The sequence below is a fragment of the Candidatus Tisiphia endosymbiont of Thecophora atra genome (assembly GCF_964026395.1).
In the GTDB taxonomy this organism is placed as follows: domain Bacteria; phylum Pseudomonadota; class Alphaproteobacteria; order Rickettsiales; family Rickettsiaceae; genus Tisiphia.
Genome location: NZ_OZ032145.1, coordinates 799,702 through 822,143, shown reverse-complemented (window position 1 = coordinate 822,143; position 22,442 = coordinate 799,702). Strand labels below are relative to the sequence as shown.

Below are 22,442 nucleotides of genomic sequence, written 5' to 3'. Positions count from 1 at the left end.
TCTTCAAAGTATTCAAGTATCCGAGTCAATTTGCAGTCAATTGAATAACAAAATTTGGCATTACTTCCTGCTCAGTTGCTGCAATTTTCAAATGGTACATTTTTTCTTCAATAGTATGATACTGGTTATGAAACTTTGTAGCATTACCTGTTAATACTAAAGCTGAATTAATTCCTACTTTATTTGCCCCTAAAATATCAGTATAGAAAGTATCGCCTATCATAAGAATACGTTTCAATGCAATATTTGGTAATTGGTTTAATACTTTATGATATATTTCTATATAGGGTTTGCCGGTAAAAATTACTTCACCACCAAATTGTTTTATTTTTGCAGCAAAGTATCCAGCACAATATCTCTGTACTCCTTGTTGCCTAATTCCAAGATCTGGGTTTGCACATATGCTAATCATGTTTCTTTTAACTGCAGTTTTTAATAAATCGTCAAACTCATCTAAATTTAAATTTTTTTCTTCATCACGATAAAGCGTTAACAGCAAAATATTAGCTTCATTTATGTTTGTGGTGCTAGGTGTCTGTAATCCCTGCATAAGATCATTACTTTCTTGACCAAGATGATAAACCATAGGATTTGTTATACCAAATCTTTTATCACTTTCTAGTATCATATCAATTGCTACTTCACCAGAACTAATAATCATTTCTTTCGTTGCGTTAATGCCCCAGCTGTTAATTTTGGTAAATAAGGAAAATGTGTTGCGTGGGGCATTAGTAACAAAAAAAACTTTCTTTTGTTGTTTAAGTATCTTGTTAATATTGTCAACTACTCCGGGATAAATTTGGTTACCTTCTACTACCACTCCCCAAAGATCAAATAAAAAAACATCATAATCATCTATTACAGATGAAATATGTCTAAAATCTAGTTTTGTCATTTTACACACTATACTTATAGGATAATCTGATGATAATAGACAATAAATATTTTTAGTAAAATATATTTGTTAAAAATTGTAGGGTAATTTAAAAGCCCACCCTAAAAAATCTCTCATAAAAAAATAAATTATGTTAACAAATTATTTTGGTTTCCTTAGAAAGGTTGGAATATCATGGATATCAACTTCTATATTATCCTTCTGAGGAATAGGCGGTGTAGGCTTTTTTATTTGCTCCTGAGTTTGAGTAGTATTAGATCTGAGTGAATTCCACATTCTACTTAGTAAAGATGATTTTGCATCATTACTGCTTATAGTTTGCTGATTTAGCATATCAATTGATGTTGCTTGAACACTTAAATTTAAATGTTGTGTTTCAGAATCCACTAAACTAGGCTTTTCGCCAGTATATTGAGCAAAATCTGGAATTTCTTCTAATATTGTTGTTTCTATCGAATTGGACTGACTATCCATCTGTTCAGAACTCGTAGTAGTACTTGCTATTAATTCAATAGGTTGGGATTTGCTACTTATTGAGTGATCAGCATCAATACCAGTAGCAACTACCGATACTCTAATAACACCATTTAATTCTGGATTAAACGTAGAGCCGAAAATAATATTAGCATCGCTATCACCCACTTCTTCTCTAATTCTATTAGCAGCACTATCAACTTCAAATAATGTCATATCCGTACCACCAGTAATGTTAATTAAAACCCCCCTAGCACCACGCATTGAGTTATGATCTAATAATGGGTTAGAGATAGCTGCTTCAGCAGCTTTAACTGCCCTATCCTCGCCAGAGGATTCCCCAGTACCCATCATAGCTTTACCCATTTCGCTCATCACCGTTCTAATGTCGGCAAAATCTAGATTGATAAGCCCTGGCATGATCATCAAATCAGTAACCCCTCTAACTCCAGCATGTAATACATCATCTGCCATTTTAAAGGCATCTGCAAATGTAGTACTCTCATTTGCTATACGAAATAAATTTTGATTCGGTATTACTATCAAAGTATCAACAAATTTCTGTAAATCTAGTAAACCTTGCTCGGCAGTTCTAATCCTATGCTTTCCTTCAAAATGAAAAGGCTTAGTTACCACTCCGACAGTAAGAATTCCTAGTTCCTTGGCTATCTTTGCAACGACCGGAGAAGCACCTGTACCAGTGCCTCCACCCATCCCAGCAGTGATAAACACCATATTGCTACCCTCTAAGTATCCTTTAATCTCGTCAGCTGATTCTTCAGCGGCTAAAGCACCAATCTCTGGAGATGCACCAGCTCCAAGACCCTTAGTAATAGCAACTCCTAACTGTATTTTATTATCACATAAAGAATGTTCTAGTGATTGTGCATCAGTATTAGCAACGACAAAATTTGCTCCTTGTAATTTTGCAAGTACCATATTATTTACCGCATTACCACCAGCTCCCCCAACACCAAATACTGTAATAACTGGTTTAAGAACTATATTCTCTGGTGCTTTGAAATGTAAAGCCATAATAATACTCTACCTGTTAAATTAAATTGTTGTTAGTATAGTAAAGAATACAAAAATTTCCACCATAAAATAACCTTCCTTATAGTTAAGAGTTGTTTTAAATTACTCGAATAAATCAACATGAGTGCCACTGCGGTGTAATATAACTAAGTCATCAGTATGACATTCATATTTCGAACCATAATTTCCAATTAATTTGTGTGAACGATACTTACTTGGCAAAGGAATACCTTGTACCAATATTTCTACCACCTTATATAGTTTTTTTAAATCTTTATTTCTTTTAACAATACGCTTTAAGTCACGCTTAAAAACTGTAACCTGTATAATCTGTTTCAACTTTAGTCAATAGACTTCTTGCAAGACTTCATCTGCCCATTATATCATACCATATTTTCTGCTAGCACTAAGCTATCAAACTCTTCACCTGATAAAAAATTTAATTTTATAGCCGCTTCTCTTAAAGTTATGCCTTCTTGATAGGCTTTTTTTGCAATCTTTGCTGCATTATCATAGCCTATATGTGGATTTAATGCTGTTATTAACATTAGCGATTGTTCTCTGAGCTTATTAATACGTTCTATATTGGGTACTAGCCCATCAATACAGTGCGTAACAAAACTATTGATGCTAGAAGACATTAAGTCTATTGACTGCAAAATATTATATATTATAACAGGCTTAAAAGTATTTAGCTCGAGACAACCGTTTGATCCGGCTACAGTTACTGCAAGATTATTTCCCATGACCTGAACACAAACCATAGTTAATGCTTCAATTTGTGTTGGGTTGACCTTACCTGGCATAATTGACGAACCAGGTTCATTTTCTGGTAGATGTAATTCACCAAAACCACATCTTGGCCCTGATCCGAGCAGTCTAATATCATTAGCAATTTTCATTAAACTTACCGCTATAGTATTTAGGGTACTAGAGAATTCTACTAATGCGTCATGAGTAGCTAGTGCTTCAAATTTATTAGCAGCACTTTTGAACGGATAGTTAGTATATGAGGCAACTTTATCAGAAAATTTTATTGCAAATTCTTTACGGCAATTAATACCAGTACCTACTGCAGTGCCACCTTGTGCCAAGAAATATACTCTTTCGAGCGATTGTTCAACTCGTTCTATAGCATATGCCACTTGTGCTACATATCCAGAAAATTCTTGTCCAAGAGTTATAGGTGTAGCATCCTGCAGATGAGTACGCCCTATCTTAACTATTTTATTCCAAGCTTGAGCTTTGGTATTTAACGCCGAATGCAGACTTGTTAAGGCTGGAATCAATTGTTGTTTACTCGCAAGTACGGTTGCTATATGCATAGCAGTTGGGAAGGAGTCGTTGGATGATTGAGCCATATTCACATGATCATTAGGGTGAATTGGTGATTTACCACCCTTTTTACCTACTAGCTGTTCATTACCAATAGAGGCAATTACTTCATTCATATTCATATTAGTCTGTGTACCAGACCCGGTTTGCCATACTACTAAAGGAAATTGAACATCAAATTCCCCATCTAATATTCTAGTGGTAGCTTGATTTATTGATTCTTCTATTTCAGGCTTAAGATCACCTAATTCCCTATTGACCTTTGCTGCACATTTTTTTAAAATTGCCAATGCCTTAATCAATTGGATAGGCATTTTTTGATTACCTATCTTAAAATTTTCAAGAGACCTTTGAGTTCCCGCACCCCAGTAAAATTGATCATCTACTTTAATTTCTCCAAATGAATCAGTTTCAATTCTATAATTTTTCATAACAATCTTTTCCTTTTCCTACCTATCTGTATTAATAGTCTATTCACCCTAATTCGGGATAAGAATTATAATTCTTATCCCGAATTAGCTGTGATATAAAGAAAAATGTACTCTTGAAGCGGCTGACGCGAGTACATTTTAACTTTTTTACCGTTCAATAGATGATTTTAATAATTAAAATCATCTATTGAACGCAAATGATATTTTAACAATCAGGTGGGCAGCCGCTTCAAACCTGATTGTTTCTATATATACAGCCGAATTTGGGATAACCTGTTATCCCGAATTCGCGTTATTCATCTGCCCAAGTTTTTGACTTACCTTCTTCATTCAAAGGATTGCCTGCATCATCAGTAACTAAAGATTGCTCAGCAAACTTAAAGAAAAAAGCCATAGTTGTGTTATCAGGCGTTTCTACAAATATAGCTCCATCTTGATAAATACCATTATTTTTACTTTGCGACATCATTAAAGAAGTACCTTGGTTCATATGTATATCATGTATACCTCTAGGAGGTAGATGATTATATGTTTGTCTTAGATGTAAGCCATAAGGTATCTCTTGTATTGTTTCACTATTATAATACGATTCACCTAAAATACACACTTTTGTACCACATATAAGATATTGGTCTAACAAAGCTGATATTTCTTGCCATGATTTTGGTAGTATATTCTTTAAATCAGCTACTTTTAAAATTCCACTACGAAGATAATCAAGCCTAGAAGTGCGAGGTAACTTATCCAAACTAAACAATCCTTCATTTCCTAGTTTATTTAAATTAGTTAATAGTTCATTACTAAACTGATCGGTATAGTACACCTTAACATTAGGTATCGAATCGGACTGAGTATCTATATTTACTTGATAGTCTAATCCATTAGCTTGTACTATAAGATTATGATGAGTCATTGTGTGTTTTATATGATCTTCTAAATCCTGTGATACGATTCCCTTTAAACACGAATAATTTTTTAACATACTAATAACCTTTTTATACAGAGTAGATTTGCTCATTCTACTCTAGAAGCTTGTGAAGTGCTACCGTATTTTAAATTCTTTATATTTAAATTACTTGACTCTTTTTCCTACTATATTATACTTATAATTCGATAATCAAGTTTTTCCTTAACTGTCTATTAGCAAGAAGCCGCGAAAAGCGGCGTCGTAGCAATCTTTTGAAGTAATACTTGTCCCCACTTCACAAGATAGAAACAATCAGGTTTGAAGCGGCTGCCCACCTGATTGTTAAAATATAATACTCCATTCAATATGTGATTTTAATTATTAAAATCACATATTGAATGATGAAAAAAGTTAAAATGCACCCGCGTCAGCCGCTTCAAGAGTGCATTTTTCCTTATAACAAAGCCAGTTCGATATAAGAATTAATTAATTCTTATATCGAACTGAGGTTACCTACGATCCACAACTGTCGAAAGTTCGAAGAGGAAGCGGTTTTAGGCAGGGCAGTTTAAAAGTTGTATGCGGTCAATGTCTATTAGCGAAAAGACCGTAGGTCGACGAAATAATCCACAAAAGTAACCAAAAATGGATTGCTTCGTCGGCTTATGCCTCCTCGCAATGACGCTAGGCTGTTTTTCCTATAACTTTTAAATTGCCATGGGGATTATGCGTAAGGTGAGTGATTAAGAAAGTTCAACTTATCAAATGTACTTCTTAATGTGGGAATGTAAGATCTAATATTATTATAAATTTTATCCGCTAGCTGCTCATCATAAGTATGAGAGGTAATATTTCTATCTAGCAGCATTTTTAACCACTCTTGTTCATGATCAATCAGATGTCCTTTAAATGCTTCTCTTAAAACATCTTTAGGATATTGCACTTCTACTCCTTTGCTTTCAAGAATTACCCTTAATAATTTCCAAAATAGTTCTATTGTAAACTCAAATCTTTGAATGGTAGCATCTATATTACTTCGATCTTCTAGCACGGGCTTAAATACAATATCTTCTAAAGATATTAAAGCTCTACTTAGCTTTGAAAAACCTAACTCTATTTTAGGATCTTTCATATAATTTTACCCCTTCTCGTATTATAGATAATTTTAAGTCTGATGAATCCTCTAATTCGTCAAGCCTTATACAATCTATTTTTAAGAGTGTATCAGCATTATCAACAATTTCTTGTAATTTCAACCAATCCTTAGTAGTAGCATTATGACATACTATAGCTAAATCAATATCTGCTCTATCCTGATTATCGTTCCTTGCCCTAGAACCAAATAACCAAACTTCCTCAACCACAATCTGTGATATTAAATCATTATAAAATTTATAATCCTGAACTTTCATTTATTAATTCCATACCTTCTATTATTTTAATAACTTTTTAAAATAATAAAGAGGTAAGATCAGATTGCAATAAAGTTATCTTCACAATATTTAAAATTATATTATAGCTAACCCGAAAAGGTTTTAGGTATATGTTAATCTTACTTAGCTAGAAAGCGATGTCATCCCTGCGAGGGTTTATGTCACTCCTACGTATGCAGGAATCTAAAAAATGACCAAGATAGGTGTGTTAAGTTATTTTAGATATCTACCTACGCAGGGATGACATCGTAAGATCATATTTAGATTCCGCTACCTACGCGGGAATGACACCAATTCTATTACCATTACTATGCCTTAAACCTTTTCGTGTTAGCTATACCTAAGATTATTTACTTAACCTTGCTTAAGAATTAACTATTCTGCGTATTTCTTCTTTTACTCTTTCTATTTTTTGAGTCACATTAATTACTCCATTTTTTGTTTTTTGATTATATATCGTAATATTGGCAACAACTTTTGCTCCATTTCTGTAAGGATATATTTTTACAGAAATGTCAAATTGCTCATCATTAAGGTTTAATCTGTAATCAGTGCCTTTACCTAACAGACGATCAAAGTTTGCTTTTATTGAATCACCATTATATTCTGAATTGAGTTCAAATACATAATCAAATGTAGCACTTGATAAATAAGATTCTATATCAAAATCAGGCACAGGAAATGGCAAAACTACACCCTGTTGGTATGTTTCTTGAGTCTTAGGCGTTAGTATAACCCATGTGCTATCAGGCTTAGATATAGTATTTACGTCAACATTGCAAATCACACCAGAACCTGCCACCCCATTGTCAGTCCTTCTTTCTATTAACAAGCCATTATGTTTAGAATTAATATGTAACCTTTCTATTTTACTCTCAGGTCCGCAATCATATTGTTTGAACCTTAGTCCATTAACTGTCCCAGCATTTTGTTCAATCCCATGTGGTAAAATATATGTTACTTGGATACCTGTAATATCTTGGGCTAAATTAGCCTTCGGCATCAAAACTCCATTTCCACCACACCCTGTTAAAAATAGGAAAACAGATAATATCATTATTAGTGTACTTAAACGCACATTTCCCTCTTTATTTACATTATTAAGATATTTTTTATAATTTAAACGTAAAAAGCAATTTTTATATTAAAGAAAAATAATTGTACATACTAATATAATTACAGATAGACTCATGTCAACAATTTTTAAATTATTAATCATTAATAACACGAGTTTAACATAACAGTTTTACCCTTTACCCAACACTCCCCAATGTTAAAAAATAAGGTACATGATCAGAGGGCATAAGCCAATTCCTAGCTTCTGATAAGGAGCTGACAGATAGCATCTTATCTTGTAAGTTAGAACTAGTCCAAATATGATCTAATCTACGTCCCCGATTAGATTTTTGCCAGTCTATATTTCTATAACTCCACCAAGTATAACATTTTTCATTATACGGTATGAAATAGCGGCTACTATCGATAAAACCTAAGGAAGCCTGTAATTCCAACAGAGTTGAACGCTCTATGTCTGTATGGCTAACAACATTACGCAATTGACGGCTAGACCATACATCATGCTCATGAGGGGCAATATTTAGGTCTCCCGTTATAATAATCTTACTATCTTTACTCCGATTATTGGTTAACCATTCTTGTATTAATTTTACGTATGCCAATTTATGTTTAAATTTTTCATTAACATTTACATCAGCTATATCACCACCAGCCGGTACATAAAAATTATGTATCTCAATACCTAAAACTTCTACTGCTACATGCCTTTTATTGCTATTATACAATTCAAGAATGAATTTATTGGTAAAAGGAAATTTTGATAAAATTGCTACTCCATTATAAGACTTCTCTCCTGAACAATATATATGCTGGTAGCCCATATCATTAATAGCTTGGTAAGGGAATAGTTCATTAATTGTTTTAATCTCCTGCAATGATATAATATCAGGCTGATGTTCATCAATTAGCTTTTTGAGTAAACTAAGTCGCAAACGTACCGAATTAATATTCCAGGTTACTATTTTCATTTATTAAATCTCTCCAATATTTCCACTACAACATGCTTTAAAATTCTAAGAATTTTCGCCTCTGGGCTAAGATTCTTAGCCGCCCATTTCTTGATCCATGGTTCTATAAGCTGCCATACGTTAATTTCTGGATCAAGCTGCTGCCCTACCCCTTCTACTACTACTATAGTTTTCTGTAATAATAGCAATTGTGGTTGTACCTCCATGCCAAAATCTTCGGTGATTTTAAATAATTGTGCAAGTAACCTACCTATAGAAATATCTTTGACGACATATCCCATAATCGGTTCACTCACTGCTCTGCACGCCTGAGCAAAAAGATCAAGATCGGTATTCTGAGGAATATAACCAGCCCTAAGATGGACAAGTGCTACTAACTTATAGTTTCTACTTAAAAAACCAAATAGGCTTTCAGCAATTGCCATTCTATCTTTATCAGATAACCTACCCATAATACCAAAATCTAGTAACACTATGCTACCATCCGACCTAACTAAAATATTGCCGGGGTGTAAATCTGCATGAAAAAAGCCATCTCTATATACTTGGTTAAAAAATATTGTAGCAAATCTTTGGGCTACTTTAGTTAGATCTAAGCCCTGCTCTATAAGCTTATCTCGAGCATAAATTGATATTCCATCTACCCATTCTGTGGTTATTATATATTCATGAGTCAGTTGCCAATAAACTTTAGGAATATATATATCAACATCATTTTGCAGATTATCAGAGAGTTCTGAAGCTGCCGCCGCTTCTAAACGTAAGTCAAGCTCAAATTTCATAGTAGTATTAAATACATCTATTACCGCTACTGGTTGCAGTCTTTTAAATTTTATAAATATTCTTGCTACTAGTTTAGCAAGAATATATAAAAGTTTAATATCCTTATTATATGTATGATGAATTCTCGGGCGTAATATTTTTACTGCAACGAATTCACCGGACTTCAACTTAGCTCTGTGTACTTGAGAAATCGAAGCTGCTGCAATTGGTATATCCTCAAAGACGGTGAATAACTCTTCAGTACTTTGACCAAACGACTCATCAATAATCTTTCGTGCTATACTACTACTAAAAGGTGGCAACTTATCTTGAAGAGACTGCAAATAACTGGCAATCTTAACTCCTATAAGATCCGGTCTTGTGGAAAGAGTTTGCCCAAATTTTATATAAACAGGACCTAATTTTTTAAAACAATCGGTTAACCTTATAGCAAAATCATCTTTTGGTGTTTTAAATAGACCAATTGGATAAACTACTATGGTTATCACCCAGCCAAGAATTTTTAACCTAGATGGTAATCTTATTGTACTAGGATAAGTCAGTATTTGCTGCTTGCTTACCACTCTTAATATATATAAAAAATTCAATAATAAGCTAATCATATATACTCAAATGATTTGAAGTTTTAAGCTACTTGCCTAAGCAGTAAAACATCTGCTAAATTCCTTGGGATTAAGTACTTAAAAAAACGTCGTATTACAATTTACTGTGCTTTAGTATTTATAAACTTGACGGCAAATTGTAGTCCCCTATCATCAATAGAATGCATAAGATTTGGTATCTTGTAATTACTATGATCAATATTATATTTCTGTAAATATTCTATTATCTCGTCCATGCTACTTACATCAACCACATCGTCTAATTCACCATGTATTACGCAAACTGGCGTAGTTTTATTGATACATTCTAATGGGGCGATTAATTTACCAGAAAATCCTACCACACAAGCAAAAGGCTCTTTTTGTACCAAATTTAAATATAGTCCCATCATAGTGCCTTGTGAAAAACCAATTATGATAGTATCTTTATTAGTTAAATTTAGTTCAGCTTGTTTTTTTTGAATTATCTTTGTAACTAAACTGCTATTTTTAGCAACTAATTCCCCTATTACATAAGGAGTACGATCATTTAGACTAAACCATTGTCTACCATACGGTGCATTATCAAATTTTTCAACTCCATGCGGCGAAATAAAATGACAATCTAGCAATTCCTTAGATATAAAGGGAACTAAGCTTATTAAGTCATGCCCATCTGAACCAAGCCCATGTAACAATACAACAAGCTTTTTACATTGACCATTCAAACTTTTTACTTCTGGGTAAGATAATATTTCATTTTTAATCATTTTTTAAGCTCTTAAAAAGTTTCCACAGGGGTAACACCCCGTTAACCTAGACGATGCACACAAAATTAGTAAGATGTATACAACTTTTAGTTAAACGTCATTGCAAAAAGCCACTTTAGTGGCGACACTGCAATCCAAATTACTTATTATATTTTTTGTGGATTGCTTCGTCGGCTCATGCCTCCTCGCTAATAGACGTATCTTTTAATAATTCTAAAAAGCTTGATTATCGAGTATTAGGCATTTTCTTTTCAAATATTCTCCTTCAACCAAATTAGAAATTTTTTAAACCAACTAGTATCGTTATTATCATTAATATTAAAATTATTTTTTTGTATTTTTAAAGATTGATTTTTTACCATACCTATAGAAGTGGAGTATATATGGGGATTATAATCTTCAGCAAAACCTGGTAAGACCTCTGGTTTACCAATTCGTACTTGTTTTTCAAAAATTTTGCTTGCCAGTTCTTTTACTCCTCGGAGCATTGCCCCGCCGCCGGTAATAACAATGCGATAAGCGATCATATTGCCTGCAACAACCTTGTCATATTCTGCTTGAACCATCAATAATATTTCTTCTACTCTTGGATTAATGACAGATGCAAGATACTTTGAAGTAATTGTTGGTCTGCCGCTATCAGGAATCTCCATTTCAGAATCTTCTAAAATAATAACACTATCTTTATCAAAAGAAGATGGCATAGCATTACCATAAAGAATTTTAAGTTTTTCTGCAATATCAAGGCTTACTGAAAAGACTTTTGCTATGTCAGATGTAATATGAAAGCTACCTATATCTATGTAGCTTGTATATAGTAATTTACCTGAGACGAATACACCAAATGAGGTAGTTCTAGCACCCATATCAATTATAATAGAACCAAGAGCTTTTTCATCTTCTGAAAGACAAGCAATTCCCGAAGCGTAAATTGCTAATATAATATTATTTATTTCAACATGACATTTTGCAAAACAATTGGTAATATTCATCAGCATATTAGAATTTGCTGTAATAATATGTAATTCACACCCTAATTCTTTGCCAAACATCCCAACTGGATCTTCAATAGCATTATTATCGTCAAGAATAAATTCTATAGGAAAATAATGAATAATTTCTTGGTCTTTAAGCTTGAACTCCAATAGGGCTTTTTTGATAAGTTTTTTGATATCTTGCTGTGAAATTGGCTGATTAGAAAGTTTTATTTTATTATTTATGTAATAAGACTTAGTGCCATAGCCTGTTAGTGATATAGTTATTTTTTTTATGTTTTTACCGCAATCTTTTTCTAATGCATAAATCGCCCCGACTATGCTATTTTCTGCCTCTTTTAAATCTAATATGACTCCTGATTTAATGCCTTTTGAGTAATACAGATTTTGGCTTATTATTTTTGCTTCCTCTCTTTTGTCAATATATGCCGCAATGCAAGCTATTTTACTACTACCAAGGTCAAGAGTAACAAAGTTAGACAATTTGGCTTTCATAATTTTTAATATTTTTCCATATAAACTTTAGCCGAATCTCGTAAATCTATAATTTTATAGTTCTGATTAAATAATATATTTTTCATATCCAATCCTGCAAGATAATCTAAAGCATGTTCAAAACCTAAGTCCGGCATTTTAACAGTAATAGCTTGTTCTAGATTTAAATCCCAACGTCTTCCTCCATAACGTACAGAAGAGATAATTTTTTTAGCTAATTCAGGGTGTTTAGCTAAATCCTGAATTAATTTGCTAGTATAAATATTAGCATCCGATCCCACAACATGCAAAAGATTAGAAAAACTACCTATATTATTGGTAATTTTATATCCTTCTTGATCAATAAGAAAAACTTGCCCGTTAATCTGCCAAATAGCAATAGGTATTCTCTCAATTAGTCTTATATAAAGAGTATTAGGTAATCTTCTCTCAATAATTGAGACATTTTTAATCCAAGGATTGCGTCTTAAATTACTTTTTATTGAATCCAAATCTAAAGAAAAAATAGCTGTACCCTTATCGGCATTTAAAGTAGCCAATATATCTTCTTCCTGAGTATTATATTGCCCTTCTATTAAAACATTTTCAAGCCTAAAACCAATATCAGAAGTGAATTCGTAAACATATTGGGCAATTTCTTGTTTTACAGAACTAAAATAGTTGGTGAAGAAAAATAAAGAAAGAAAAACTACTAGGATAATTTTAATAAACAATACCACCCTAACATACACCACTCCAATCTTTCGTCGCAGCGGTATATTAGCTTTTTTTTTCTTATTAAACATCTTATTCTTTTTCATGGGTCAATGCATGCTGTTTCTAAAATTCTTTCAACTAGCGAGCGGAAATCCATCCCCTGTAAGGCAGCTATTTCTGGTATAATCGATAAGGGAGTCATACCAGGATGAGTGTTAATTTCTAGAGTAAAAAATTCATTCTTGCTTTCATCAAAAATAAACTCTGCTCTAGCTACACCTCTACAATTCATGGTTTGATATATTTTTTCCGACTCCTCTAGTAACTTATTATATATATTCTGTGGTAATGGAGCTGGACATAAATGCTGAGCAAATCCATCTGTGTATTTAGTATCATAAGCATAAAAACGTTGTTTCAGGAGTTTTATTTCCAATACCCCTAAAGCCCTACCGTTTAGAACGGCTACCTGCATTTCTCGCCCCTTAATATATTCTTCAATCATTACCTGATCACCATAAGGAAAATCATAATCAGCAAAATTAAAATCATCCTCAACAAATATTAATTCAACGCCTATACTTGATCCTTGAGCAATAGGTTTTATAACATACGGTCTTGGCATAGGGTCGTTGTTAATATTATCAGATTTATTAACTACAATACTCTTGGCTATCTTAATATCATTAGCAACAAACCATGCTTTTGCATGTGTTTTACTAAATGCTAAAGAAGAAGCAAGAACGCCACTGTGAGTATAAGGAATCCGTAGGATATTGAGTAATCCAGGCAGACAACCATCTTCACCATAAGTGCCGTGTAAACAATTATAAACTATATCAGGTTTTATCTGCAGCAGTACTGAGGCAATATCTACTCCCATATCTATAAAAGTAACTTTATATCCACTATCTACCAAAGCTTTGTTAACTCCCAAAGACGATACTAAAGAAATTTCTCGTTCAGCAGACATACCACCACCTACTACTGCCACGTGTTTTTTTCCTTTGTCACTCAATATGGTAATCTTAGAATTCGCAATAAAGCTTGTTTGATATTTATGCATATTTCCCCATTCTTTTAATTTCCCATTTTAGATTAATTCCACTATTTTCAAATACCTTTTTTTTTACAAGATCACCAAGAGCTTCTAAATCACAAGCAGAGGCATTACCATGGTTTATCATAAAATTACAATGTAGTTGCGACATAGAAGCCCCACCAATTCTGTATCCTCTCATACCAGCCTTGTCAATTAGTTGCCATGCTTTATGATTTTCTGGATTAGCAAATGTACTGCCGCTCGTCCGTTCTTTAATCGGCTGGGTTGCTAGCCTATTTTTATTTATTTCATCCATTTTTGCTAGGATCATCTCTCGCTCCCCAATAGTTGCCTTAAAGATAGCCCTAGTTATAATCAAATCTTTTGGTAAATTATTACCACGATACTTAAAACCTATCTTTTCGTTAGGGATTAGGATAAAATTTCCTCTAGAGTCTATTGCTTCAATTGCTATTATGATATCTTTAAACTCTGAACCATACGCCCCAGCATTCATAACCACTCCACCACCTATAGTACCCGGTATACCAACCAAAAACTCAAACCCGGTAATTGCTTGACTTTGACAAAATTTTGCCAAATTATAGTTCAGGCAACCAGCTCCCACTGACAATTTGTTATCGCCTTGAAATCCTATATTAGTAAAATTTTGACCAAGTTTTACTACAACTCCATCTATACCACCATCTCTAATGATAATATTTGATCCAGCCCCTAAAACAGTTATTGACCTCTGTTGTTGGTTTTGTGATACAAAATTTGCTAAATCTTGTACATCTAATGGTTTAAACAAGACTTCAGCTGCTCCACCAACTTTAAACCAAGTTAGATGACTTAAATTGTAATTATTTCTATATTCACCAACAGTCTTAGGTAATTCCATAATTATAAAATATCTCCCTTAATACCATAGTACTCTACATTTTTCTATAATCATCATAGCACATAGGTGTCAACTTAAGAGCGTAATGATTGAGCATGTATAAGTAAATCAAACCTAAACGTCATTGCGAGAAGCCGCTGCAAGCGGCGACGCGGCAATCTAAGATACGCGAAGCGTTACTCTAAAAAACAGCTTCGCTGTTTATCTAGATCGCTACGGCATCTAACGATGCCTCGCGATGACGGCTGTGTTTAATTTGTTTATACATGTTCAATCATTACGCTCCTAAGTTGACGCCTATGCACAATGACGTGTGGGTAGAATACTTTCGTCATTGCGAGATCACGTAGTGGTCGTGGCAATCCATTTTTAATCACTTTTATGTATTGCTTCGTTCGAGCTTCGCGGCTCCTCGCAATGACGTTCTCGCGTAAATTGCTGATGCAAATCATTGGCCCAAGCAGAAATGCTCCCAGCACCCATCATTACTATTATATCATTTGGCATAGCTTCACTAATAATAATTTTAGCTATATCTTTGTGATCCTCGATAAAGGCTGCCATTGGATGAGATTTAGTATTGTTGATTTCATCCACTATACTTTTTCCTGTTATACCATCTATTGGCTGTTCACCACCAGCATATATATCCGTGATATACACCTGGTCAGCATCAACAAAACAAGTCAAAAAATCATCAAACAAATATTTAACTCTTGTGTACCTATGTGGTTGGAAGATTGCTATAATCTTACTATTTTGCTTGTTAGCAATATTTCTTGCTGTAGCAAGTGTAGCTTTTACTTCCTCTGGATGGTGAGCATAATCATCAATTATGGTAGCACTGTTATATTCGGCTACCTTAGTGAATCTGCGTTTGATCCCTTTAAAACTATTAAATCCATTTTTAATGATTTTAATACCAAAATCAAGTTCCACAGCTATCGCTATAGCAGCAAGAGCATTAAGGATATTGTGTCTCCCTGGGGTAGGTAAGGTAATTTGCTCTATAATTGTTACACCATTTACATTAGGTAGGTTAATTCGCACATCAAAAGTCGATGATGTAATATCGAAATTCAAATTAAAGGCTTGTATGTGAGCATCATTTGAGTCTATGCCATAAGTTATAATTTTACGCTCAAAGATGCTACTTACTAAATTTCTAACAACTTTATGATCAATACAAGCAACTGCAAAGCCATAAAATGGTAAATTAGTTATAAAGCTCCTAAAAGCTTGAATTAAACTATCAAAATCATGGTAAAAATCTAGATGCTCAGGATCAATATTAGTTATTGCCGCAATCGTTGATGGCACACGAATAAAAGTTGCATCAGATTCATCGGCTTCGGCTATCAGATAATTCCCAGACCCAAGATAGGCATTAGTAGATTTACTATTAACAATACCACCATTAATTAAAGTCGGACAAAGCCCAGCAGCTTCAAATAAACAAGCAACGAGTGATGTTGTAGTAGTCTTGCCATGTGAGCCAGAAATTGCTACAGAGCATTTTAGCCTCATTAATTCAGCCAGCATTTCAGCCCGCCTAATTATTGGTATCTTTCTATGTAAGGCTTCCTGAATTTCAGGGTTATCTTTATTTATAGCTGATGATACCACTACATATGAAACATTAGTGACATTTTGTCCTTGATGACCAAGGAAAACCTTAATACCATTAGTTTCTAGTCTTTTGGTATTATAATTTTCTACTATATCAGAACCTTGTACTTTATATCCAAGGTTATGGAGTATTTCGGCAATGCCACTCATACCGATTCCTCCGATACCTATAAAATGCATCGTATCAAGAGTTCCGTTTATTTTTTTTAATTCTAATAAAAACATTTTATATAATAATAGTTATAGTTGTTTATCTCTTGCATAACCAGTTTTTAACCAAAGGTCAAGCTTTTAAGAAAAAATTTCGATTGATTTGAGTATACTCACTAACAATAATCACAGACCTCTGTGACCTAATCCATTAGCTGATCTATTTCAGGTTTTATTTGTGATTCCCAAGTTTTAGCAAGTGTGCAATCCGTAGGATCAATAAGCAATACTTTTGTTTTTGCTGTAAATTCGTGATCTGCTGCCATAATTTCATAAGTCGCTCTCATTTTATTAGAATAATGATCGTACTCATCTACAGTCATTTTTGCCTCCCAACTTTTACTATTACTACATTTAGCCATTATTTGTGATCTAGTAAAAGAATTAACACAAATAAATATTATATCAGGAAATTGTACGGTCTTATGAGTAGTTTGTACCTGATCTGTATAATGTCTTTTTAGCATCTCCCAACTAAATCCTTGATCTCCACAAACAGCACCTTGGTATCCAATTACTTCTAGAAACCCTCCTTTACAAAATATGTACTGATGATTTTCTAAAGCACTACTAATTAGATTATCATAGATATTACAGCTTGCAGTTATATATAATGCTCCACTTACTGTATTGTTAATTTTATCTTCTACTCTATCAAATTGAACAATTTTCTCTCCAAACTCAGTACTTTTTGGATCATCTACAATCGAGATAAGTTCTTCTTTAACGTTTCTTTTTTGCATAAGATAATCTACAGACATTTGACTATATTCGTTTTTTCCAGCAAAACTCATACCACAAAACATTACATATTTACTCATAGTTATACCTCCCTATTTATATTATTTTATTATAATAACATAAAATAATTAAACACTAAGTACCTTAGATAAATTTTTACAATTAATAAAGTAATAATCTTTCTAATTAACCTGAATTCGATGTAACAAGTTACATTGAACTTCCGTGATAAGAGTAATAAGAAGTTGACAACTCTACATGATGATTTAATTACCCGGTGCTTTACAAAAAGGTCAAGTATGCGTATATATGTTCGTCTAGTAAGAGTTAATTACTATAATTTAATAATTTTGTAATATTTAGTTTGTATTAATTAACATTTATTAGATTATATCTTTAATTAATAATAATGAGCATAAATTTATGACTGATAGTCTTCCATCTAATAGCTACTTTAGTAAATCACCAAAAGTAGATGATGATAATCTTGCTGTTAATCCTGCTGTTAATCTTGATGCAGTTTCTAATGATTCAGTTTCTCCCCCGCCCTTCTCCTTGCCTTATAGTGTTGCTAACTCAACGTTTTACACTTCCCTTGTCGATTTACAGGGACACACGAACGACCACAATAACGACCACAATTAGGGAATATAAAATTATAGAAACCCATTATGAAAACAAATATGACTATTGCTAAAAAAAATATCCACCCACACTTAGTGCAACTATATTACATGATATAATATCTTATATTAACTATAAATATAAGGTATTAATATGTTTGGTCAGATTTTAGGTAACATAGGAAGTAGCATTGGTGGTGTTTTTGGTGGCGGTATATTATCCACTATTGGGCGATTTGCCGGTAGGACACTCGGTGATTACTTAGAACATTTAAATTATGAACCTGAGGAGTATTACCATTTTAAAAATATTAGAGAAAGTTTTTCCTTATCAAAAACTGTATATGGACATCCAATAACCTTAGTTTTTGGTACGGCAAGGGTCAATGGTAAAATAATTTGGGCAAGTCAAATTAAGGAAGTACAAGTTACCAGTGTTACACAACGAGGTTTATCAGCTACTGCCGAAACTGCTTCTATCCATAATGTAACGGAATGTGAATATTATTTATCCTTTGCAGTTAGCTTATGTGAAGGCGAAATAGCTGAGATTGGTAGAGTATGGGTTAATGATCAGTTACTCAATCTTGAACAATATAAATTCAGGCTTTATTTAGGGTCAGAAGAGCAATTACCCGATCCTTTAATTGCTGCAACTGAAGCTCAAGGTCAAGCACCAGCATTTCGTGGATTAAGTTACGCTGTATTTGAAGACCTACCCTTAGCTGATTTTAATAATTCGATACCTAATTTCTCCTTTGAAGTAACTAGGAAGGCTAATATTCCCGGTGACGTTGAAGACGATAATAGCTCTATTGCGAAACTGTATATGAGAGAGGAATTTTTAGGAAAGATCAAGCAAAAAACCGGAGCATACTTTAGCGTATGTGAGGATTTTGAGCTTGATTTTAACAACAAAATTACTTCTCAGATACAGTTTCGGAGTGTAGAAGATTTAGTTGAGGCTGTTGACATAATCCCAGGATCCGGAGAATTTGTTTACGACACTATAGTACAATACAAAACTATACAAAACTCTTTAGGCGGTATCATTAGTAAAAAACCAATAAATTCAAATAATTACCGTAATATTGCTAATAGTCTTTATAGTCTAAATCAAATGAAAATTATATGCCCTAACATCAAATGGGTTGCACCAGTTGTATGTTGGTTTGGTGATAGTTTGGATATTGCAAGTTGTACTATTAAACCTGCTGTGGAATTTAATGATCCAAATACACAATATTCAGAACAATGGCAAGTTGGGAAATATTTACGTGATACGGCAAGGCTAGTATCACGAGATGCAGATGATTTCCCTAAATATGGCGGCAGCGTCAATGATGCTAGCTTAATCCGTTACTTACAGGAATTAAAACGTAGAAACTTTAAAGTTATGTTTTATCCAATGTTTTTTTTGGATGTCTGGCAAAAGCCATGGCGTGGTCATTTAACAGGCTGCGTAAATTCAATAGTAGATTTTTTTAATAAAGATGAGGGTTATAATAATTTTATCCTACATTATGCTAAATTGGTTAAAGATCATATTGATGCTTTCGTAATCGGTTCTGAACTAATAGGTTTAACTAGTGTCAAGGATCAACATAATAATTTCCCCGCTGTTACCCAATTGATAAAATTAGCAAAATTAGTCAAAGAAATCGTGGGTAATAATGTACTTGTTACTTATGCAGCAGATTGGTCAGAGTATCATCACACACAAGATGGATGGTATAATTTGGACAAATTATTTGCCTCAGAATATATAGATTTTGTAGGTATTGATGCTTACTTTCCTGTAACGAGAAGCATAAATTCAGGAATTCTACCAGAAGAAATCATGAAAGGCTGGCAATCAGGTGAAGGATATGATCACTTTATAGATGAAAATGGTGGCAAGCATCAGTTAGCCGCCGATTATGCTTGGAAGAATTTAAGATATTGGTGGGAAAATTATCATCGCAATCCTGATGGTGTTACAACAGAATGGCAACCAAGAATGAAAAAAATTTGGTTTACGGAATTTGGTTTTCCTTCCATTGATAAAGCAACTAATCAGCCTAATATATTCTTTGATCCTTTATGTAGTGATGGTGGAGTACCGAGATATTCTACTGGCGAAGTTGATTTTTCTATTCAGCGTAAAGCTATCCGAAGTTTTATTGAATATTGGCAAACACAAGAATATATCGAACAAATGTTTTTATGGACTTGGGATGCTAGACCTTACCCAGCTTGGCCACACAGTAATATTTGGCGAGATGGTAACTTATGGGCAAAAGGGCATTGGGTTAATAATAAGTTTGGGGCTTGTAGTTTAGCGGCAATAATTCTCGAATTGTCTTATAAATGCGGTATTCCATTAAAGAACATCGATATATCAACTCTCGATGAAGCTGTAGAAGGGTTGGTATTAAATAAAGCTTTGTCTTGTATTGATGTTATTAACCTTTTGCGGATTATATATTTCTTTGATATCATAGCTTATCAGGAACAAATTAAGTTCACCAAACGTGGATATTCTACCCCCCGACTTCCGCATTTTTTAATAAGGCATAAGCTTAGAAGGCTCATAGTGCTGGGATTTTTAAAATTTAGGCACAACATTATTTTGTTATTTTAAATATATTGCAGCATGGTCTGAACGTTTGATGTTAAAGGTTTTATAGATTTTTCTAGCTTCGTTTTTTATTGCACTTGGTAGTCTATAAAGATCACCAGTCTTTGTATGTCTTAAGATTGAAGCCTGTACTGATATTAATAATTCAACGATGTTAGTTACACTGATCTTTTGGGTCAGAGCAACCTTGTATTCTATAGTTTTAAGCACTGCAAAACTCATATAACACATAGCTATGTGTGCTTCTATCCTTTGCTTAGTCCAGTGAAAAATTGGACGCATTTGTAAATTATGTTTATTGATTCTAAATTGCTCTTCAATTACCCATAATCTAGCATATTTTGCTATTGCTTCATGTGGAGTTATAGTTTGGTCATTGGTGATTACCCCATGTATGCCATCCCACAACGCATCCTGCTCTATCTTCTCTGCGTCAATATAGCTCTTGCCATTTTCACTAGAAGTATATTTTTTTACTCCACTATTAGATATAAGTTTTTTAGTACTACCAGACTCACCAATAGTCTTATTAATTTTATCTAAAATTTTTTGTCGCTCCTGTGCATCATTAATAGCCCTTTTAGATTTATAACTGGTAATTAGACGTTTACCATCATGCTCTAGATCGGCAATCCAAGTAAGATCATTGCCTATAACAGTAGGCTTATAGTTTTCCTCTGATAATATTTCTTCTTTCTTTTCTTTCTTGAGTGTTTTAAGCTTTGCTGCCACAATATAACGATAACCACCTTCATCGAGAACTTGCAAGTTAGCTTTACTAAACATTGCACGATCAGCAATAAAACAGACATCTTTAACTTTAAGATACGCTTGCCAGCTGTTAATTGATTTAATTAAGGTGCTAACTTCTGCGGTATTACCACTAAATAGCTCATAGCCAAGTGGTAATCCATCCTCATTAGTTGCTAGGGCAAGAACTAGTTGGGTAGTATTAAAGCGATGATCTTTACTATAGCCAAAGGCTCTTAGCTCATCTATTTCTACTGATTCAAAGTATAGTGTAGTGACATCAAAAAATACTAGGCTAATCTCTTTATTAGGAATCAGGGTTAGGGTGTTTTTAAAGCATAATTCTTTAATTTTAGGTATTTGCTCATGTAATTTGTCCATCATCCGATAAGTAGCATCTAGATCATGATGCCTGTCAAATTGATCGCTTAAATACTCAACTATCCCTTTTTTACTATTTGGTCTTACCATACGGGCTAACACTAAATCCTTCAGCATCCCAGCGTCACGTTTCCTTGCTAGTAACTGGTTAAAATGCATTTGATCATAAACATGCCCCCCTATTTGATGCACTCCTTCAACAACTCGCTTGACTTCTACAACCTCATTTAGTTTTACTTCGTTAACAGGTAGAATATCTTTTAACTGCTTGTTAGTTGGACGACCTCTTTTAACCTTGTTAGTATCATCAGTAAACAAATTCCCCTGCCCAGTTGCAGCTTCTCTCTCAGCTTTAATCTTGGCAATCAAATCTTGTGCTAGGGCAACTAATTTAGCTTCTTCTACTTCATCTACGAAGACTCCTAAATGACGTACTATACGCTGTTTGACGTTACCTTTACTATCACGATAACCTTCTACTATTTGGATAGATTGCCTTGGACTATTAGGACTTTTTTTACGACGTATGTACATATTAGGGCTATAAAATATGGGGCTATATTCAATTAATTAAATAATAAACAACATCGCAGTTAAAGTCAATAATAAAATATCTACTAGGCACAACAGAACGAGAATACCACTTCACCTTCTTACTAATGCCACT

19 protein-coding genes and 1 pseudogene are annotated in these 22,442 nt (G+C 33.5%); 2 read left to right on the top strand and 18 right to left on the bottom strand.

What is annotated here, in order from left to right; genetic code table 11:
- Nucleotides 1-25 precede the first annotated feature (25 nt).
- The 17 genes and pseudogenes from AAGD45_RS04040 to AAGD45_RS03965 all read right to left on the bottom strand — a co-directional run bounded on the left by AAGD45_RS04040 (nucleotide 26) and on the right by AAGD45_RS03965 (nucleotide 17,481).
- Nucleotides 26-895, bottom strand: a complete 870-nt coding sequence (locus AAGD45_RS04040) for a TIGR01459 family HAD-type hydrolase (RefSeq protein ID WP_341762107.1) — start codon at nucleotides 893-895, stop codon at nucleotides 26-28.
- 536 nt (nucleotides 896-1,431) lie between these two features.
- A pseudogene (gene ftsZ / locus AAGD45_RS04035) lies at nucleotides 1,432-2,404 on the bottom strand (cell division protein FtsZ); the annotation flags it as partial.
- A 102-nt stretch (nucleotides 2,405-2,506) separates the two neighbouring features.
- Nucleotides 2,507-2,743, bottom strand: a complete 237-nt coding sequence (locus AAGD45_RS08715; protein WP_410521077.1) for a type II toxin-antitoxin system YafQ family toxin — start codon at nucleotides 2,741-2,743, stop codon at nucleotides 2,507-2,509.
- Between the two features lie 44 nt (nucleotides 2,744-2,787).
- The gene (fumC, locus tag AAGD45_RS04030; protein ID WP_341762105.1) at nucleotides 2,788-4,170 is read right to left on the bottom strand and encodes a class II fumarate hydratase; all 1,383 of its coding nucleotides are present in this window, start codon (nucleotides 4,168-4,170) and stop codon (nucleotides 2,788-2,790) included.
- A 292-nt stretch (nucleotides 4,171-4,462) separates the two neighbouring features.
- Entirely contained in the window at nucleotides 4,463-5,188 is a 726-nt protein-coding gene (locus AAGD45_RS04025; protein ID WP_341762104.1) for a DUF2278 family protein, read from the bottom strand.
- Between the two features lie 613 nt (nucleotides 5,189-5,801).
- Nucleotides 5,802-6,209: an HI0074 family nucleotidyltransferase substrate-binding subunit gene (locus tag AAGD45_RS04020; RefSeq protein WP_341762103.1), complete on the bottom strand. Its 408-nt coding sequence runs from the start codon at nucleotides 6,207-6,209 to the stop codon at nucleotides 5,802-5,804.
- The gene (locus AAGD45_RS04015; protein WP_341747307.1) at nucleotides 6,196-6,489 is read right to left on the bottom strand and encodes a nucleotidyltransferase domain-containing protein; all 294 of its coding nucleotides are present in this window, start codon (nucleotides 6,487-6,489) and stop codon (nucleotides 6,196-6,198) included. The genes AAGD45_RS04020 and AAGD45_RS04015 overlap by 14 nt, the downstream gene beginning before the upstream one ends.
- Before the next feature lie 385 nt (nucleotides 6,490-6,874).
- A complete protein-coding gene (locus tag AAGD45_RS04010; protein WP_341762102.1) occupies nucleotides 6,875-7,567 on the bottom strand; it encodes a hypothetical protein in 693 nt (230 codons plus the stop codon).
- Between the two features lie 196 nt (nucleotides 7,568-7,763).
- A complete protein-coding gene (gene xth, locus AAGD45_RS04005; protein ID WP_341762101.1) occupies nucleotides 7,764-8,555 on the bottom strand; it encodes an exodeoxyribonuclease III in 792 nt (263 codons plus the stop codon).
- The gene (ubiB, locus tag AAGD45_RS04000; RefSeq protein WP_341762100.1) at nucleotides 8,552-9,940 is read right to left on the bottom strand and encodes a 2-polyprenylphenol 6-hydroxylase; all 1,389 of its coding nucleotides are present in this window, start codon (nucleotides 9,938-9,940) and stop codon (nucleotides 8,552-8,554) included. Before ubiB ends, xth begins: the two co-directional genes overlap by 4 nt.
- 101 nt (nucleotides 9,941-10,041) lie before the next feature.
- The gene (locus AAGD45_RS03995; RefSeq protein WP_341762099.1) at nucleotides 10,042-10,689 is read right to left on the bottom strand and encodes a dienelactone hydrolase family protein; all 648 of its coding nucleotides are present in this window, start codon (nucleotides 10,687-10,689) and stop codon (nucleotides 10,042-10,044) included.
- Between the two features lie 251 nt (nucleotides 10,690-10,940).
- The gene (ftsA, locus tag AAGD45_RS03990) at nucleotides 10,941-12,179 is read right to left on the bottom strand and encodes a cell division protein FtsA (protein ID WP_341762098.1); all 1,239 of its coding nucleotides are present in this window, start codon (nucleotides 12,177-12,179) and stop codon (nucleotides 10,941-10,943) included.
- Between the two features lie 5 nt (nucleotides 12,180-12,184).
- The gene (locus tag AAGD45_RS03985) at nucleotides 12,185-12,979 is read right to left on the bottom strand and encodes a cell division protein FtsQ/DivIB (protein ID WP_341762097.1); all 795 of its coding nucleotides are present in this window, start codon (nucleotides 12,977-12,979) and stop codon (nucleotides 12,185-12,187) included.
- A complete protein-coding gene (locus AAGD45_RS03980) occupies nucleotides 12,976-13,941 on the bottom strand; it encodes a D-alanine--D-alanine ligase (RefSeq protein ID WP_341762096.1) in 966 nt (321 codons plus the stop codon). The genes AAGD45_RS03985 and AAGD45_RS03980 overlap by 4 nt, the downstream gene beginning before the upstream one ends.
- Nucleotides 13,934-14,821: a UDP-N-acetylmuramate dehydrogenase gene (murB, locus tag AAGD45_RS03975; RefSeq protein WP_410521076.1), complete on the bottom strand. Its 888-nt coding sequence runs from the start codon at nucleotides 14,819-14,821 to the stop codon at nucleotides 13,934-13,936. Before murB ends, AAGD45_RS03980 begins: the two co-directional genes overlap by 8 nt.
- Nucleotides 14,822-15,190: 369 nt before the next feature.
- Entirely contained in the window at nucleotides 15,191-16,675 is a 1,485-nt protein-coding gene (gene murC / locus AAGD45_RS03970) for a UDP-N-acetylmuramate--L-alanine ligase (RefSeq protein WP_341762095.1), read from the bottom strand.
- 128 nt (nucleotides 16,676-16,803) lie between these two features.
- Nucleotides 16,804-17,481 carry a hypothetical protein gene (locus AAGD45_RS03965; protein WP_341762094.1) on the bottom strand — a complete coding sequence of 226 codons (678 nt, stop codon included), beginning with the start codon at nucleotides 17,479-17,481 and terminating at the stop codon, nucleotides 16,804-16,806.
- Nucleotides 17,482-17,824: 343 nt separating this feature from the next.
- On the opposite strand from AAGD45_RS03965, the gene AAGD45_RS03960 reads away from it, so the two are divergent.
- Together AAGD45_RS03960 and AAGD45_RS03955 are read left to right on the top strand one after the other, a co-directional pair.
- Complete coding sequence (locus tag AAGD45_RS03960) at nucleotides 17,825-18,046, top strand: hypothetical protein (RefSeq protein ID WP_341762093.1); 222 nt, start codon at nucleotides 17,825-17,827, stop codon at nucleotides 18,044-18,046.
- Between the two features lie 132 nt (nucleotides 18,047-18,178).
- Nucleotides 18,179-20,647: a glycoside hydrolase TIM-barrel-like domain-containing protein gene (locus AAGD45_RS03955; protein ID WP_341762092.1), complete on the top strand. Its 2,469-nt coding sequence runs from the start codon at nucleotides 18,179-18,181 to the stop codon at nucleotides 20,645-20,647.
- Here the strand turns inward: AAGD45_RS03955 and AAGD45_RS03950 are convergent.
- Nucleotides 20,639-22,309 carry an IS1634 family transposase gene (locus tag AAGD45_RS03950; protein ID WP_341762091.1) on the bottom strand — a complete coding sequence of 557 codons (1,671 nt, stop codon included), beginning with the start codon at nucleotides 22,307-22,309 and terminating at the stop codon, nucleotides 20,639-20,641. The two genes, AAGD45_RS03955 and AAGD45_RS03950, sit on opposite strands and share 9 nt — an antisense overlap.
- Nucleotides 22,310-22,442 lie beyond the last annotated feature (133 nt).

Bases quoted from the DNA above. Each gene is read 5' to 3' on its own strand.
- AAGD45_RS03980 (WP_341762096.1), bottom strand. From the start codon at position 13,941: ATGCATAAATATCAAACAAGCTTTATTGCGAATTCTAAGATTACCATA.
- AAGD45_RS03965 (WP_341762094.1), bottom strand. From the start codon at position 17,481: ATGAGTAAATATGTAATGTTTTGTGGTATGAGTTTTGCTGGAAAAAAC.
- xth (WP_341762101.1), bottom strand. From the start codon at position 8,555: ATGAAAATAGTAACCTGGAATATTAATTCGGTACGTTTGCGACTTAGT.
- ftsA (WP_341762098.1), bottom strand. From the start codon at position 12,179: ATGAAAGCCAAATTGTCTAACTTTGTTACTCTTGACCTTGGTAGTAGT.
- AAGD45_RS03995 (WP_341762099.1), bottom strand. From the start codon at position 10,689: ATGATTAAAAATGAAATATTATCTTACCCAGAAGTAAAAAGTTTGAAT.
- AAGD45_RS03960 (WP_341762093.1), top strand. From the start codon at position 17,825: ATGACTGATAGTCTTCCATCTAATAGCTACTTTAGTAAATCACCAAAA.
- murC (WP_341762095.1), bottom strand. From the start codon at position 16,675: ATGTTTTTATTAGAATTAAAAAAAATAAACGGAACTCTTGATACGATG.
- ubiB (WP_341762100.1), bottom strand. From the start codon at position 9,940: ATGATTAGCTTATTATTGAATTTTTTATATATATTAAGAGTGGTAAGC.
- murB (WP_410521076.1), bottom strand. From the start codon at position 14,821: ATGGAATTACCTAAGACTGTTGGTGAATATAGAAATAATTACAATTTA.
- fumC (WP_341762105.1), bottom strand. From the start codon at position 4,170: ATGAAAAATTATAGAATTGAAACTGATTCATTTGGAGAAATTAAAGTA.
- AAGD45_RS04025 (WP_341762104.1), bottom strand. From the start codon at position 5,188: ATGAGCAAATCTACTCTGTATAAAAAGGTTATTAGTATGTTAAAAAAT.
- AAGD45_RS03955 (WP_341762092.1), top strand. From the start codon at position 18,179: ATGTTTGGTCAGATTTTAGGTAACATAGGAAGTAGCATTGGTGGTGTT.
- AAGD45_RS04020 (WP_341762103.1), bottom strand. From the start codon at position 6,209: ATGAAAGATCCTAAAATAGAGTTAGGTTTTTCAAAGCTAAGTAGAGCT.
- AAGD45_RS04010 (WP_341762102.1), bottom strand. From the start codon at position 7,567: ATGATATTATCTGTTTTCCTATTTTTAACAGGGTGTGGTGGAAATGGA.
- AAGD45_RS04015 (WP_341747307.1), bottom strand. From the start codon at position 6,489: ATGAAAGTTCAGGATTATAAATTTTATAATGATTTAATATCACAGATT.
- AAGD45_RS03950 (WP_341762091.1), bottom strand. From the start codon at position 22,309: ATGTACATACGTCGTAAAAAAAGTCCTAATAGTCCAAGGCAATCTATC.
- AAGD45_RS04040 (WP_341762107.1), bottom strand. From the start codon at position 895: ATGACAAAACTAGATTTTAGACATATTTCATCTGTAATAGATGATTAT.
- AAGD45_RS03985 (WP_341762097.1), bottom strand. From the start codon at position 12,979: ATGAAAAAGAATAAGATGTTTAATAAGAAAAAAAAAGCTAATATACCG.